Raw genomic sequence first — 14,303 nt, 5'->3', positions numbered from 1 at the left:
GTTGATTGACTCAGTCAAAATTACTGATTGGCTTGCATCTGTTCCCACTCTTGCGGGGTCAAAGCCTGAATATTCAGGGCATGAATATCACCACTGGCAATGATATCTCCCACCAATGCATATACCGCTTGCTGGCGCTGAACCAAACGTTTGCCTTCAAAGCTGGCATCTACCACACGCACATCAAACTTATTACCTTGGTTGGCAGCCTGAATAAAAGCGTCTGGGTAATGTGGCTGTAAAAATGCGATTAAATCATCAGCGTTCATGCTCATGGAAACTACCTATAATTAGTATTGAAATAAAATAAAAACAAGAAAATAAAAACGAGAAAAATAAATAAATATAAATAAAGGGACAAACTGGCAAAAAGTAACCGCGCTTTTAGGGACAGTTATAAGCAACTACTTACTCTATATAGTCTAAGCTATTATTTTCTAAGCTACAGTTGTTAACTACGCAAGTGTTATTTGGACAATAAGCCCACACAGCCCATATTAAGCTTTTGATTATAGCAAGTGTAATGGATATTTGCCTAATAGATGTTTATTAATATCTTTTAGTTCACGCAAAGTTCACAATCTACTGCAGTTTTTGCTGTAGATAATTAATAAGTTGAGGCCGGACTGAATTCATCCAAGTTAATGAGGTCGACATAGCAGCAATACTGGTGGCATGATTGGCTTTTTTGATTTCTTCAGTATCTACAGTAGCACCCGCCTCACTCAAAGCTTGTGTCATTTTTGTGGTATTACTGAGGTGAACCACCTTATCATTTTCTGCGGTCATCAATAAATAGTCAGGCTGCTTGCCACTACTTCCCGCCTTGAGTAATCCATCAGGCATAACCTGCTCTGGACTTGCTGCTTCAGGAAACACACTTCTTGTAGAAAACTTTCTAAAGTCATAACTGTAAGGGCCAGCAATACCCACTACTGCTTTGATATCACTGGGCTGTAAGCCATAAGGCTGTAGAAAGTCAGCATTAGAGACAGCAGCAACCGCATTAAACGCCCCCGCTGAGTGACCTATTACCGCTATCTTGTTGGCATCGGCATAAAATTTATCGGCATTATGATACGACCAAGCAATCGCCTGGGCGGTATCCTTTACGAAGGCAGGATAAATAAACGATGGGGCTTTACGATAATTAATGACAGCGGTCACATAGCCCGCTTTGGCCAAACTGCGACCAACAAAAGCATACTGCTCTTTATTGCCACTCTCCCACGATCCACCATGGACAAAGATAACCAGCGGATAATCTGCTTTTGGACTTTGCTTATTGTGGATGGCTTTGGTTAGTGGCTGGGGATAATAAATATCTAAGTCTTGATCCGGCTCACTACCATAACTTACGTCTTTAGTGACACTAATTTCACCCTTAGGGCTAACCATATTTAATAGCATTAATCCCGGTGAAGCATTGGCAGCGACTGTTTGTAGTGACCATAACGCCACGCCAGTAACTGCCAGTGAAGCTGTCCATCTTTTATATTTTTGCATAGTTTATTCAATATAGGGGTTAGTCAACGTAAGGACTAGGATAAATATTTCCTGAGTTTTGTGCCGGTGTCACAGGAGCACTCTGATTATTTAAATCGTTACCACCCTCATTAGGGGCCACTGCAGTAGCAGGTTGAGGTTGATAATCACTTATAGCCCCCTGCTGATCAACATAAGACTGATCTACTACAGTCACACCTTCAACCGGCTGTTCAATATAACGCGGCGCTGGAGGCTCAAGATTGGTTTCTTGAATGATGTCATCTTCATTAATTATCGCCCCATTATTATCGATAAGATCTGTCAACAACACCAACTCTTTGATACCCACAGTGCTATTAATGATATTGATTAAATGCTCGCGCTGGGATGGAGTTAGTTTACCCATAACATAAACGATGCCGTCATCAGTCACCACTTTTACTTGGCTACCTTTAATGGCGTTATTGGCTAAAATCTTGGCGTTAATCTTTGAGCTAATATAAGTATCGTGAACGGTATAACTGGCGCCTTTGATGTTAGCCACTGTCAATTTATTATACAGCTTCTTGATATCTGGCATAGAAGACACAACCGCCTCTACTTGTTTTTTGGCCTCTTCATCGGGCACTTCACCGGTAATCAATACTGTGCTATAAAAGCTATAAACACTGACACTGCTGGTTTCAGAGAAGGTAGGACTAATACGGCTAATATTAATCTTCGCAGTATTTTCAATACTTTTATCCAAGATGCGTTGGGCCAAAGTTCGATCTGTTGCTGCTACGCCAAAAGACTCTTCAGGAGATTTGATGGCTTGCAGCGAAACACAGCCACTCAATAAGCCAACGCTTAATGCCACACTCAGGGTGATACGTTTCATAGATTTATTACCGGATAACCAAGAACCTGCCATTTTATAATGTCCTTATTTATAGCCTTACCAACTTATTTTAGCTTTATCGACGTTATATTTATCCAAAAAGCTAAAAAGATGGTTTATAACTATATGATTTGTAATTAAAACTTATGTGTGTTTAAAACTTCAAAAATAATCTCAAAAAATATGCTGCCTAGTTTACCTATATCAGCCTGTTCTACCTTACCTATTTGGTAACAAAACCCTAACACAATTTGCAAGGGATGACTTAACAATAGCTTTTACCACGCATTGGCCATAAAAGCACCTTGCACCCACTCAGGCTCCAAAAAGTCTTGAGCAATCTTAGTATTACCCACCTGATTAAAGGCGACGACATCAAATCGACAGTCAAGATGAGCATAGCTAGGATTTTGTCGCAAAAAGAATCGAGCCGTTTTAATGAGCTTACGCTGTTTGGCATAGGTTATACTCATTACCGCATCTCCGTAGTGGAGACTTTACGCTTACGCACTTCAGCGAAGACTAAGGTGTCCCACGCTCGGCCCGGCTGCAACAATATTAAGTCTATTTCACCAACCTTGGGCTGTTGCCAATTTGTGGCTATTATTGATAGCCCTTGCTGCTGCAAGAAATCGGCGGCTATTTTTTCATAACGCCCCCCTTGCCGCTGCTTTGGCGAGCTGAGTAATGAGGGGTTAGGTGGCATAGATTTGACCTGTTTAAGTTTACAGCTGTTTAAGTAAGGTATCGAATTTAGAATTCCGTGCTACTTCTGTATGTCAGGCCCCTCTATTCGCTCGGCGTATTAAAGCGTATTAAAGACAATATTGTTGAAGATAAAGATAAGCGAACAAAGATATATTAGCACATCATGGTAAACTGGTAATACGTAACCTATGTGTCTCTTTAAAATTTTAATTAAGGTGTTATATGTCAGTGCAACATGCCACTCAGCAACCCTTGCAGCCTCAGCCTCAATTTCAACCTCAACCTGGGGCTTCAGTAGCCAAAGCTTATCTGTATATTGTGGCCACTCCTATTGGTAATATGGGCGATATCACCGCTCGTGCCATCGATACCCTAAAAAAGGTAGATATTATTGCCTGTGAAGACACCCGAACTTCTGGCAAACTGCTGTCAAACTTTGGTATTGACACCCAAACTTGGGCCTACCATGAACATAACAGCGAAGTTCAAACCCCAAAAATCATTGAAATGATTCAGCGCGGTCATTCCGTGGCGTTAATCAGTGATGCAGGCACCCCATTAATAAGTGATCCAGGCTATCAGTTGGTTCAAGCCGCCCATGCCGCTAATGTTGCTGTTGTCCCCATTGTTGGGGCCAGTGCCGCCATTGCCGCCTTGAGTGTGGCTGGACTGCCCTCTGATAAGTTCAGCTTTGTTGGCTTCTTGCCTGCCAAAACGCATGGCCGAGTTAAGCAATTACAAGAATATGCTGAGCGCAGTGAAACCTTAATTTTTTATGAAGCCCCGCATCGCATCATTGCCAGCTTAAAAGATATGGTCGAAGTATTTGGAGAGAGCCGTCCAGCTACGCTGTGTCGTGAGCTTACCAAGACCTTTGAGACCGTTAAAAAATCAACGCTCGGTGAACTTCTTAACTTTGTTGAAGCAGACAGTAATCAACAAAAAGGGGAGATTGTGTTAGTGGTGGGCGGCAACATTAATGACGTCAATGATGACCTGAGTGCGCACGACCCTTTACTGCTGCGCTTACTTGAGGACTTGTCGGTAAAAAAAGCAGCCGCTTTGGCCTCTGATATTACTGGGGTTAAAAAGAATGCTTTATATCAAAGATTACTTGACTTACAACAACAGTCCTAAAGACCAGCTGTAAAAAAATAGCCCTCAAAAGCCGGCCGTAAAAATAGCCTGCAAAGCTAAATAATTCATAAGTCATCCGCGGTGTCACACCGGCATCGCATCACGATCTTTGAGCCAACCATAATGTGACCATAATAATAAACTTGCCGCGCTCCGGTAGGGCGACCATGGCTCGGATAATAGTTTAAGCTGTTTTGGCGTTGGCCTTGCTTCCAACTGTAACAACTCCATAGCGCCTACCTTAATGGCCAAATCATCCACAGCCAATACATCGGCTCGTCCTAAGCTAAACAATAAATACATCTCTGCGGTCCAGTTGCCAATACCAGTCACCGCAGTTAAGCTTTTGATTACTTCTGTATCCGGCAGATGTTGTAATGCCTCAAAATCAATATTGTGCTCAACCAAGGAGCGTAGATAACGAATCTTTTGGCGTGATAACCCTTGTTGACGTAGTGCTTCATCTTCAGCATGCATGATGGCATCAGGACTGGTTAAACTTGCTACCTCAAGCTTATTCCAGATACTAGTGGCGGCCGCAACCGACAACTGTTGACCAACCATGGCGCGCATCAGCTGCTCAAATCCCCCTGGATTACGCCTTAAATCTGGCACACCCACTTGCTGATAGACCTTCTCAAAGCGAGGCTCTATTGTTATTAGCTCTTCAATATCAGACTGTAACTGAGCGGGAGTCTCTAGGGTCCGAATCGGATGATTTTTCATAATATCACTGCTGTATTATTGGTCCCGTTCAATGATGCATTTCACCAGGACCAATTATTTTGTTTGTTGTAAGAGGACCGCATCTTGATAATCATAGCCCCCTTCCATTAAGGTACCTTTATATTTGACCGTACTTAAAGCATAAGGCTGATTGGGCACTTTATAGATCACATTATCGCTAGTAAGACACACTGAATAAGCAGTGGCACTATGCACTGGGCTAGAATACTTGGCCTCGTCGGCATGCAACTTATAATTAAACTGATATTCGGTACCCTGACCTATCTCCCCTAGCCAAGACTGTAGATTGCTCTTTTTTTGTTGTCGTAATGACTCGACTTGGACCCTAACCTGGGTATAGGTAGGCTTGAGCGCAACTACTCTATTTTTAATCTGCTTCAGCTCCTTGCTAAAACGACCACCACTATCCTCAAACTCATCATATTTTTTGGTCTTAGGGTTTATATACAACGAGCGCACTTCGACCAATTTTTCAGGGTTTTTGTTAGACAAATCATAATAATAAAGCTGAGGTAAGCGGCCACGTCCATCATCATAATGACGCAAGACAAACACTTTTTGCTCCGCTTTATCATAGCCCAATATCTCAATACGTTGCCCCCCGCCCACTGTGGCTAAGGCAGAGACGGATAACGCCATGACGCTTATCAATACAGCAGTTTTAGCCAGAGCTTGATTAACATAGTGATTTTTATTAACGCCATGAACTATACTCATAACTCTCTCCTTGCTCTCTCCTTTAATTCCTTAACTCAAGATAAATAGCCCCGTAACTGTTTACTCTATTAATTTACCCTACCAATCCAATTATGCCCTGCCAACCAACTCTTAAGCCTAGAACGGTCAAAATGATGAGTACCAACTGCCGAAATCTGGCCTGAGATAGATATTGACGCAAGCGAATACCAATCATTAAGCTTGCTAGCGAAACCGTGGTCAGTAAAGCAATAAGTAACCAGTCCGCTTTAGGTAAGGCCATTAGAGACTCACGTAATACGATAATTTGGGCGACCTTACCCAATAAATAACACATATTACCTACCTTAGCGATGGTATTTTTATCATCACTACTGCCTAGCAAGTACATCAGTAATATGGTCGACATAGCATTGGTAGACCCGCCTATTATGCCTGCAATAAGGCCGGTAACAATCAATACTGGGGTTGTGGCAGGTAGAATTATTCTTTTACCCAAAGCATTACTAATGACATAAAAGGCAATCACTGCCGCGAGTAATACTAAAATATAGCTACTGTCCACCCATAATAGCAACTTCACCCCAAGTAAGCTGCCCAATAGACTCATTAAAGCCAGCAACCAATAATGCTTAAGGTAATATCGGAAATTCTCAGCAATACTGCGCCCGCCTCCGATAAGCCAAGTCATCAAGTTGAGCGATAACGAAGGAAAGATAATTAGGATAATAGCGTGCTGTAACGAATACATGCTCGCCAAAGCTGTGGTAGAAACCAGCGTCACCCCAATGCCACTGATTCCATGTAGCAAAGAGGCAACGGTAAAAATGAAGGTTAATAATAGGTTTTCGGAGTTGAACATTTGATATCCACTGGCTATAAACTAAAGGTCAACTCACTTGGTTAGTGGTTAACGTTTGGCAAACCCTTGCTTATTTAGATAATTCATCACATGCGGACGCACTGGGCCTCCAAACACCTTTTTCACTTGATCCTTCCAATCCGGATGCTCACCTTCTCCACGCTGCTCTACATAATAGTTGATAACAGCTTGGTTAAAATCTTCAATCTGTGCTTCAGTCGCTGGCTGATATTGGTTTTCAGACACCAAGACCGACAGCGGTAAACGCGGTTTGGTAGTGGCATTCTTGGGCGAATCGCTAGGGTGTCCTAAGCACATCCCAAATAGTGGCACTACATTTTTTGGTGCCTTGATAATCTCGCCTGCTCGCTCAATATCATTACGCATACTACCGATATAGACCCCGCCTAAGCCCAGTGATTCTGCTGCAGCCAATACGTTCTGAGCATATAAAGCCACATCCACTGCAGCAATGATCAATACCTCAATCCAATCAAGTTGTGCTGTTGGCTCGATTTGACTGTGGCGATGATTATCCATGCAGAACACCAGATACTCAGGGGCTTCTAAAACATATGGATGAGCCAGCTTTTTGCCCTCTGCAATCGCTTTATTGTACTGCTCTTCGCTCATACCATTTGAGATTTGATGAAACTTAATCCGCTGCTGACGATCAGTAATTCGTATCACGCTGACAGATTGCATGTAGTTAGAAGTTGACACTGCCCGTCCCGCTTCCAATACAGCTTCAAGCATTTCTATACTAATAGGCTCATCTGTGAAGTCACGCACAGAGCGGTGCTCTAGCATGGTTTTAATGGTGGCATTAGTGACCTGACTGATTTCAGCTTGGGTCTCTTTGGTTAAGTTAGTCATATACTGCCCTTTGGTTTACCCGTTTTACATTCCTTAAATAGCTTTTAGTTAAATAGCTGTAAATTAAATAGTCTTGCCAATAAGAGCCACCAATTGACGCGCAATCTCATCCTTACTGGCCTTGTCTAAAGCCTCAGGCTCCTTTTGATACTTATCGGCGAAAAATACCGTCATCGCGTTCTCATCACTGGCAAAACCAATGTCTTTGCGTGACACATCATTGCAAGCAATCATATCTAAGTCCTTCGAAGCCAACTTACCTCGAGCGTATTTTTCAACATCTTGAGTTTCAGCCGCAAAACCCACGACGAACATATCTGGATAAGTGTGCGAAATGGTGGCCAAGATATCGGGGTTTTTTACCAAATCCAAAGTCATCTCTTCTTGGGTCTTTTTAATCTTTTGTGGGGCGGCATCTCGGGTACGGTAGTCAGCGACGGCTGCGGTAGCAATAAAGATATCACAGCCTGCTGCTGCCGACTGACTTGCGGCTTGCAACATATCATTGGCGGATAACACATTAACGCGCTGTACATCAAGCGGTGTGGTTAAATCTACCTTGCCTCCAGCAATCAACGTAACCTCCGCTCCTGCATCACGGCAAGCGCGGGCCAAAGCAAAGCCCATTTTGCCGGTTGAGTGATTGGATAAGAATCTGACAGGGTCAATGGCTTCTACTGTCGGTCCTGCGGTAATGGTCACTTTCTTACCAGTTAAGCTTTGTGGAACCATTAACTTCGCCTTGAAGTTAAGCACTCGTCTTAACAGAATTTCTGGTTCTGGCAAACGCCCTGCACCCACATCACCACAAGCTTGAACCCCACTGTCTGGCTCAATCATCTCATAACCCATATCACTTAGGGTTTGCACATTAAGCTGCACCGCAGGATGCGCCCACATTTGTTGATTCATCGCCGGCGCGACCATCACTGGAGCGCTAGTCGCCAGACAAACAGTGGCCAAAAGATCATCTGCCATGCCCATTGCCAGTCGAGCTAAGGTATTGGCAGAAGCAGGAGCTATCAATATTAAATCAGCCCATTTTGCCAATTCAATATGTCCCATACCCGCTTCAGCTTCGGTATCAAGCAGCTCAGTATGCACCTCATTACCGGTCAAGGCTTGAAGCGTTAAGGGCGTAATAAATTGCTGTGCGCCTTGAGTCATAATCACTCGAACCTCAAAGCCTTCTTTAACCAATAAACGGGCCAATAAAGCAGATTTGTAAGCAGCAATGCCACCGGTTATGGCAAGGATAACCTTGGAGATATTTGGGGCAACAGGAACAACGGGCGTAAAGATTTGACTCATATTTGAGAACTACCTTAGTGGATAATATGCAAAAAAATGAAGACTATGGGCTATAAAGTAATCCGTAGTCTTGAAGCCTGCATTAAAAGCGCTGAATAAAAAATGTGCTTATGGTAACAAGTTTCAGTGGGTTTTGGATATAGGCTAAGCCGACAGTAAGAGTAAAAGCTAAAATAAAAACCTAAATTTTAATAAATTTAGATTTTAATACATTAAGAAAAACTTAACTAATTTTGTATTTTATAGGTATAATAAAAATAAGCAGTGCCATGATCGTATTTATCATAGTTATCATAGCACCGCCTTTATGCTTCTATTTACCCTGTTATCCTTGGCCTCACAATAGCAACAAAAAACAATGGCAATAAAAGACTGGCACGAAGACGATCGACCAAGAGAAAAGCTCCTTAATCACGGGCCTGAGCATTTAACCGATGCTGAGATACTGGCTATATTCTTACGGACCGGAACCAAAAAGCAGTCGGCATTAGAGCTTGCCCGCAGTCTGATTATTCACTTTGGCAGCATCGCAGAGCTATTAGCCGCACCAAAGGCATCCGTATTAGCCTGCCACGGCATTGGCCCAGCAAAATACGCTCAACTGTTGGCCAGCTTAGAGATGGGTAAGCGTTATTTGAGCAGTGAGCTAAAGACTGGGAATAATCTCAATCGATCACAGGTAGTCAAAGACTATATAACCACCCAGCTACGCCGTGAGACCAAAGAAGTGTTTGCGGTGCTTTGCCTTGATAATGGTTTAAATTTGTTAGATTTCAAAGTACTTTTTGTCGGCGGTATTACCTCTTGCTCGGTCTGTATTAAGCAGGTCCTACGCCATGGTCTGCAACAAGGAGCCAGCCAGCTCATAGTGGCACACAATCACCCCAACCAAAACGCCACCCCCTCTACCGCAGACATTCATTTAACCGAAACCTTAAAGCAAGCCTGCCAAACCATCGACTTAAGCCTAATCGATCATATAATAGTCGGACGCAATGACACACTTTCTTTTGCAGAATCTGGTACTGCTCCTTTTTAATTAATGTCTGTCATATAGCCTGACTCATCCACCCCCTCTTTAACACCATAGAGCTCTATTCATTACCATTAACATGTCCAGTTATAGGTATAAAAACTAAATCAGCCCTGAATTCATTAAAGGCTTTAAAATAAATACCTACGAAATTAACCAATTGTAAAGATTCTAGTCTTGATTATCTGCTTTTACATGCTTAATCTGTAACCTAATATAGATATAACTGTCTTTAATTACTTTAATTAGTGTCCTTTATATTAGTGGCTGTTATCCTGTGGATTATATGGCAGGCTAAATAAGATTTTTATTTGTTGCTAATCAGAGAGCTCTAACCCTAAACTAAAGCAATTGTATTTATAAAGAAGTGCAAATAATAAAATACAAGCTTCTAATTTTAACTTTTAATTTATTTTAATTTTTTAGGGTGCAAACTATGACTACTTTAACCTTAGTTGGCTTTTTTATCCTCGCCATACTATTGCAGCTGTTTGCTTTATTATTGGTTTTTTTATATGGCTTAAGCCGTACTGTCGGTGCTGCATTACTAATCATTATTGCGGTTGTCGCCGGATTTATCGCACCCTGGTCGCTGCTGCTTGGTGTCCCCTTAATTATAGGCAGTCTACTGGTATTAATTACCCCACTACGCAAGTCTATGATTAGTGATTCCGCCTATAAAATGCTAGCGGGCGCTATGCCTAGCATGAGTGATACTGAGCGTGAAGCCCTAGACGCCGGTACCAGTTGGTGGGAAAAAGAGCTGTTTATGGGAGCCCCAGACTGGGATAAGTTTTCCAGCTACACCTATCCGACTTTGTCAGAGAAAGAGCAATCATTTATTGATAATGAAGTGGAAACGCTTTGTGCGATGTTAGATGAATGGCAAATTCATCATCATGACAAAGACTTATCTCCTGAAGCTTGGCAATACATAAAAGACAACGGATTTTTGGGATTAATCATTCCTGAAAGCTACGGAGGACGTGAGTTTACTCCCTATGCTCAAAGCCGTATCATGAGTAAGATTGCGTCGAGAAGTTTAACCGCTGCTGTCAGCTGTATGGTACCAAACTCCCTAGGTCCAGGTGAGTTATTAATGCACTATGGTACCGAAGAACAAAAACAGCGTTGGCTACCAGGCCTGGCCAAAGGTACCGAAATTCCTTGCTTTGGCTTAACGGGTCCAGAAGCTGGTTCAGATGCTGGCGCTATTCCTGACACAGGGGTGGTCTGCTACGGCATGTATGAAGGCCGCAAGGTACTAGGCCTAAACATGAACTTCTCTAAGCGCTGGATTACTTTGGCACCCATTGCCACAGTCGTTGGTCTTGCGTTTAAACTACATGATCCAGAAGGCTTATTGGGCGATAAAGATAAGACTGACTATGGCATCACTTGTGCGCTAATCCCTGCTGACTATGAAGGGGTTCATACCGGTGAGCGCCACAACCCTGGTTCACCCTTTATGAACGGGACCGTAGTGGGTAAAGATGTCTTTATTCCCCTAGACTTTATCATCGGTGGTATCGAAAACGCTGGTAAAGGTTGGCGGATGCTTATGGAATGTCTGGCTGTAGGTCGTGGTATCTCCTTGCCTGCCCTATCTACTTCAGCTGGTGATATGACTTATCTAACTGTGGGTGCTTTTGCCAAAGTACGTGAACAGTTCAAGATACCGGTTGGTAAATTTGAAGGGGTACAAGAAGCCAGCAGTAACATAGCTAGTAGCACCTATATGTTGGAAGCTTTCCGTCATTTAGTGACTTGTGGCCTAAATGAAGGCGGCACCCCTTCTGTAATGACTGCAATGGCCAAGTACTACGCCACGGAAACCATGCGCGACTTAGTGAATGACGGCATGGATATTGTGGGTGGTCGTGCTATTCAGCTAGGTCCCCGTAACTTCTTAGCCCTACCTTATCAGGCCATTCCTGTCTCTATCACAGTAGAAGGGGCGAACATACTGACCCGTTCACTGATGATATTTGGCCAAGGAGCGATGCGTTGTCACCCTTACTTATTTGAAGAGTTACAACTGCTTCAAAGTGAAGATAAAAAAGAAGCCAAACGTAAGTTTGATGATATGTTCTTCAAGCATCTAGGTTATACCTTTAATAGAGCTGCAAAATCTTTTGTAGCAGGCTATTTTGGTGGTAGTGGCAAATTGCCTAGTTTTGCTGATAGCTTTACCCGTCCTTACTACAAAAAGATCAACCGTTTAAGTGCCAATTTTGCGTTAACCGCAGATATGGCATTGGGTATCTTGGCTGGGGACCTAAAACGTAGAGAAATGCTGTCAGGGCGCTTAGCGGATATCCACGCTCATTTATTTATCATGACCGCTATTTTAAGATTTTATGCCCAAGGCAACCAGTCTGAGTCTGAGCGTTTACATGCTCGTTTGGCATTAGAGAAGTCTTTGTATTTAATTCAAGAAGCCTTCTTTGAAATCTATGACAACTTCCCTAACCGCATGGCTGCAAGTCTAGTAAAACTGGTTTGTTTCCCAGGCGGTGACTTTACTGAGAAGCCTAGTGATGAGCTAAAACGTCAAGTGGGTGATCTAATCATGGCTGACGGTGAGGATAACCCATTCCGTGAACAGTTGAAGTCAATGGTGTACTACACCACTGATCCTGAAGACAATACTGGCCGCATGGAAAACGCTTATCAAATGCTACTACAGGTTGAACCTTTATGGCAGAAGTTCAAGAAAGCTGAACATAAAGGTAAGTTCGTAGGATTAACCTTTGAAGATCATGTATTAACCGCTTTAAAAGATGGGGTAATTACTGAGGCTGAGTCAGAGCAGCTTATTGAGTACAATGCGGTTCGCTTTGATTCGCTACTAACCGACGTGTTTGATGAAAACTTGATTCATGCGCTACCTCGCGAGAATCCACATACCCTAGAAAATGCAGTCGGTAACTTAACTCCTTATGTGATTGAAGAGATTGAAAACCCTTCTAGTGCTTCAACTAATGAGCAGTCCGAGTTAGCAGAAGACACAGGGGATAGCAACAGCGCCCATGGTTATCAACCAGAAGGTGAGGTAAAGACTGCTTCTGAACAGCAGACTGTAGATGAGCAGGTTGACCAAACTGATTTCGACGAAGCTCATGAGGACGACCCTCGTGTTCGCGATGCTGAGCTAACCTTAGAGCAACGTATGGCTCAAAACCATGCTGATAGCCACCGTCACAATAAATAGCTGTTATATTATCAAGTCAAAAAAAAGACCGTCGCTCAGGGCACGGTCTTTTTTTCATTTATAGTCAGCTGTATAGTCAGTTCTGTTATTACTCAAAGTTATCGGCCAACCTAACCCTTATATGAAACCTTATGATATTAGACATTAACGGTGATTGCTGCTTATGCCCACCCCTTCTTTCAATCCAAAAAAACCGTCACAGCCCAATAGCTTTGTCAGATTTTTTACCCGCTTAATAAAAGTAACTCTACTGCTGAGCGTAGGCTATCTGGCCTATCTATATTCTGCCGATATTCGCCAAGAGTTGACACGATATGTCACCAGCTCTATCAAATATAGTAAGCTTATACAGCAAGCGCCGCCTGCGCCCAATAGCTTGCCTAACCCTATTAAAGGGGCACATTTAACGGATACTTGGGGAGCGGCTAGAAGTGGCGGTCGCAGTCATGAAGGGATAGATATTTTTGCTGCACGCCATACGCCTATTTATAGCACCACCCCAGGTATAGTCCGCAAAGTCGGTAACAATTCGTTAGGGGGCAATGTAGTGACTGTATTGGGCCCGGGCGGGGTCAGCCACTATTATGCTCATCTGCAAGACTTTGCGGATATTAGGCCTGGGGACTGGATCGAAGCTGGCGATATCATTGGTTATGTGGGTGACAGCGGTAATGCCCAAGGTACCCCGCCTCATGTACACTATGGCATTTACACCCAATCAGGTGCAGTCAACCCCTACCCTTTGTTAGCGAAATAATTATTTAGAACTCAACTGTTATTTATTTTTCTTCTTCAGCTACAGGTGGGGCATCACGACCTAGAGTGGATAAATACGCAATAATATCTTGTCTGTCTTCAGCACTCGGAATTGGATCTGACAACATTTTTGTTTCTGCTAGCACCGCTTCTGGATCCTTAATATAAGAATCTAAGGTATCGGCGTCCCATACCCAATTTGCCTGCTCCATAGCTTCACTATATTTATAATCCTTCAGCTGTGCTGAGGGCGCCATATATACCCCAACCAGCTGCGGGCCTTTTTTATTACTGCCTGGCCTTAAAGTATGGCATTGACTACACAGCTCTTCATATAACTTTTCCCCATTTCTGGCATCACCCGCTTCATATATTGGAGCCGTAACCTGCGCTCGGTGATCAGGTGGGGTCGGCGTGCAGCCACTACTTAACGCGGCTAAAAACGATATCAACAGCAGCCCAGTTAGTTTTTTGCCAAAACAAGTAGCAATAATCGTGCTTGGAGCATTTATCTTTGCACCATTAAAATTCAACATTATCAACTCACTTTTTCAGATAGAGGTTATAATTGCAGGTAAATTATTATTGTAAGTAT

The 14,303-nt window shown here is 43.0% G+C and carries 15 protein-coding genes; 4 read left to right on the top strand and 11 right to left on the bottom strand.

Annotated elements, in window-relative coordinates:
- Positions 1-20 precede the first annotated feature (20 nt).
- The 5 genes from G561_RS0101030 to G561_RS15755 form a co-directional block, all read right to left on the bottom strand.
- Positions 21-275 carry a BolA family protein gene (locus tag G561_RS0101030; RefSeq protein WP_037031441.1) on the bottom strand — a complete coding sequence of 85 codons (255 nt, stop codon included), beginning with the start codon at positions 273-275 and terminating at the stop codon, positions 21-23.
- Between the two features lie 307 nt (positions 276-582).
- Positions 583-1,506 (bottom strand): alpha/beta hydrolase, encoded by a 924-nt coding sequence (locus G561_RS13715; RefSeq protein WP_051584289.1) that lies wholly within the window; start codon positions 1,504-1,506, stop codon positions 583-585.
- Positions 1,507-1,525: 19 nt separating this feature from the next.
- Entirely contained in the window at positions 1,526-2,401 is an 876-nt protein-coding gene (locus tag G561_RS13710; protein ID WP_028857884.1) for a BON domain-containing protein, read from the bottom strand.
- A 245-nt stretch (positions 2,402-2,646) separates the two neighbouring features.
- Complete coding sequence (locus tag G561_RS15760; RefSeq protein WP_255210294.1) at positions 2,647-2,841, bottom strand: YraN family protein; 195 nt, start codon at positions 2,839-2,841, stop codon at positions 2,647-2,649.
- A complete protein-coding gene (locus G561_RS15755) occupies positions 2,841-3,074 on the bottom strand; it encodes a YraN family protein (protein WP_255210295.1) in 234 nt (77 codons plus the stop codon). Before G561_RS15755 ends, G561_RS15760 begins: the two co-directional genes overlap by 1 nt.
- A 224-nt stretch (positions 3,075-3,298) precedes the next feature.
- Here G561_RS15755 and rsmI point away from each other — a divergent pair, with 224 nt between their 5' ends.
- Positions 3,299-4,213, top strand: coding sequence for a 16S rRNA (cytidine(1402)-2'-O)-methyltransferase (gene rsmI / locus G561_RS0101010; protein ID WP_081794334.1), 915 nt, complete (start codon positions 3,299-3,301; stop codon positions 4,211-4,213).
- A gap of 84 nt (positions 4,214-4,297) precedes the next feature.
- Here the strand turns inward: rsmI and G561_RS0101005 are convergent, their stop codons facing one another.
- The 5 genes from G561_RS0101005 to coaBC all read right to left on the bottom strand — a co-directional run bounded on the left by G561_RS0101005 (position 4,298) and on the right by coaBC (position 8,705).
- Complete coding sequence (locus G561_RS0101005; RefSeq protein WP_037031440.1) at positions 4,298-4,939, bottom strand: DNA-3-methyladenine glycosylase family protein; 642 nt, start codon at positions 4,937-4,939, stop codon at positions 4,298-4,300.
- A gap of 54 nt (positions 4,940-4,993) precedes the next feature.
- Positions 4,994-5,677, bottom strand: coding sequence for a hypothetical protein (locus G561_RS0101000; RefSeq protein WP_051584288.1), 684 nt, complete (start codon positions 5,675-5,677; stop codon positions 4,994-4,996).
- A gap of 73 nt (positions 5,678-5,750) precedes the next feature.
- A complete protein-coding gene (locus G561_RS0100995; RefSeq protein ID WP_028857880.1) occupies positions 5,751-6,518 on the bottom strand; it encodes a sulfite exporter TauE/SafE family protein in 768 nt (255 codons plus the stop codon).
- Between the two features lie 48 nt (positions 6,519-6,566).
- Positions 6,567-7,394 (bottom strand): oxygen-insensitive NADPH nitroreductase, encoded by an 828-nt coding sequence (gene nfsA / locus G561_RS0100990; RefSeq protein WP_051584287.1) that lies wholly within the window; start codon positions 7,392-7,394, stop codon positions 6,567-6,569.
- A gap of 63 nt (positions 7,395-7,457) precedes the next feature.
- Positions 7,458-8,705 (bottom strand): bifunctional phosphopantothenoylcysteine decarboxylase/phosphopantothenate--cysteine ligase CoaBC, encoded by a 1,248-nt coding sequence (coaBC, locus tag G561_RS0100985; RefSeq protein WP_028857878.1) that lies wholly within the window; start codon positions 8,703-8,705, stop codon positions 7,458-7,460.
- 358 nt (positions 8,706-9,063) lie between these two features.
- Between coaBC and radC the strand changes: the two genes are divergently transcribed.
- The 3 genes from radC (at position 9,064) to G561_RS0100970 (ending at position 13,709) form a co-directional block, all read left to right on the top strand.
- Positions 9,064-9,744: a RadC family protein gene (gene radC / locus G561_RS0100980; protein WP_028857877.1), complete on the top strand. Its 681-nt coding sequence runs from the start codon at positions 9,064-9,066 to the stop codon at positions 9,742-9,744.
- Between the two features lie 430 nt (positions 9,745-10,174).
- On the top strand, positions 10,175-12,952 hold the full coding sequence (locus tag G561_RS0100975) for an acyl-CoA dehydrogenase (RefSeq protein WP_028857876.1): 2,778 nt from the start codon (positions 10,175-10,177) through the stop codon (positions 12,950-12,952).
- Positions 12,953-13,115: 163 nt separating this feature from the next.
- Positions 13,116-13,709, top strand: coding sequence for a M23 family metallopeptidase (locus G561_RS0100970; RefSeq protein WP_028857875.1), 594 nt, complete (start codon positions 13,116-13,118; stop codon positions 13,707-13,709).
- Positions 13,710-13,731: 22 nt separating this feature from the next.
- Here the strand turns inward: G561_RS0100970 and G561_RS0100965 are convergent, their stop codons facing one another.
- Positions 13,732-14,244, bottom strand: a complete 513-nt coding sequence (locus G561_RS0100965; protein ID WP_081794333.1) for a c-type cytochrome — start codon at positions 14,242-14,244, stop codon at positions 13,732-13,734.
- Positions 14,245-14,303 lie beyond the last annotated feature (59 nt).

Origin of the sequence: Psychrobacter phenylpyruvicus DSM 7000 = NBRC 102152, assembly GCF_000685805.1 — a bacterium.
Lineage (GTDB): Bacteria > Pseudomonadota > Gammaproteobacteria > Pseudomonadales > Moraxellaceae > Psychrobacter > Psychrobacter phenylpyruvicus.
The sequence above is the reverse complement of the archived record's forward strand: the minus strand, read 5'-3'. Positions and strand labels throughout refer to the sequence as shown.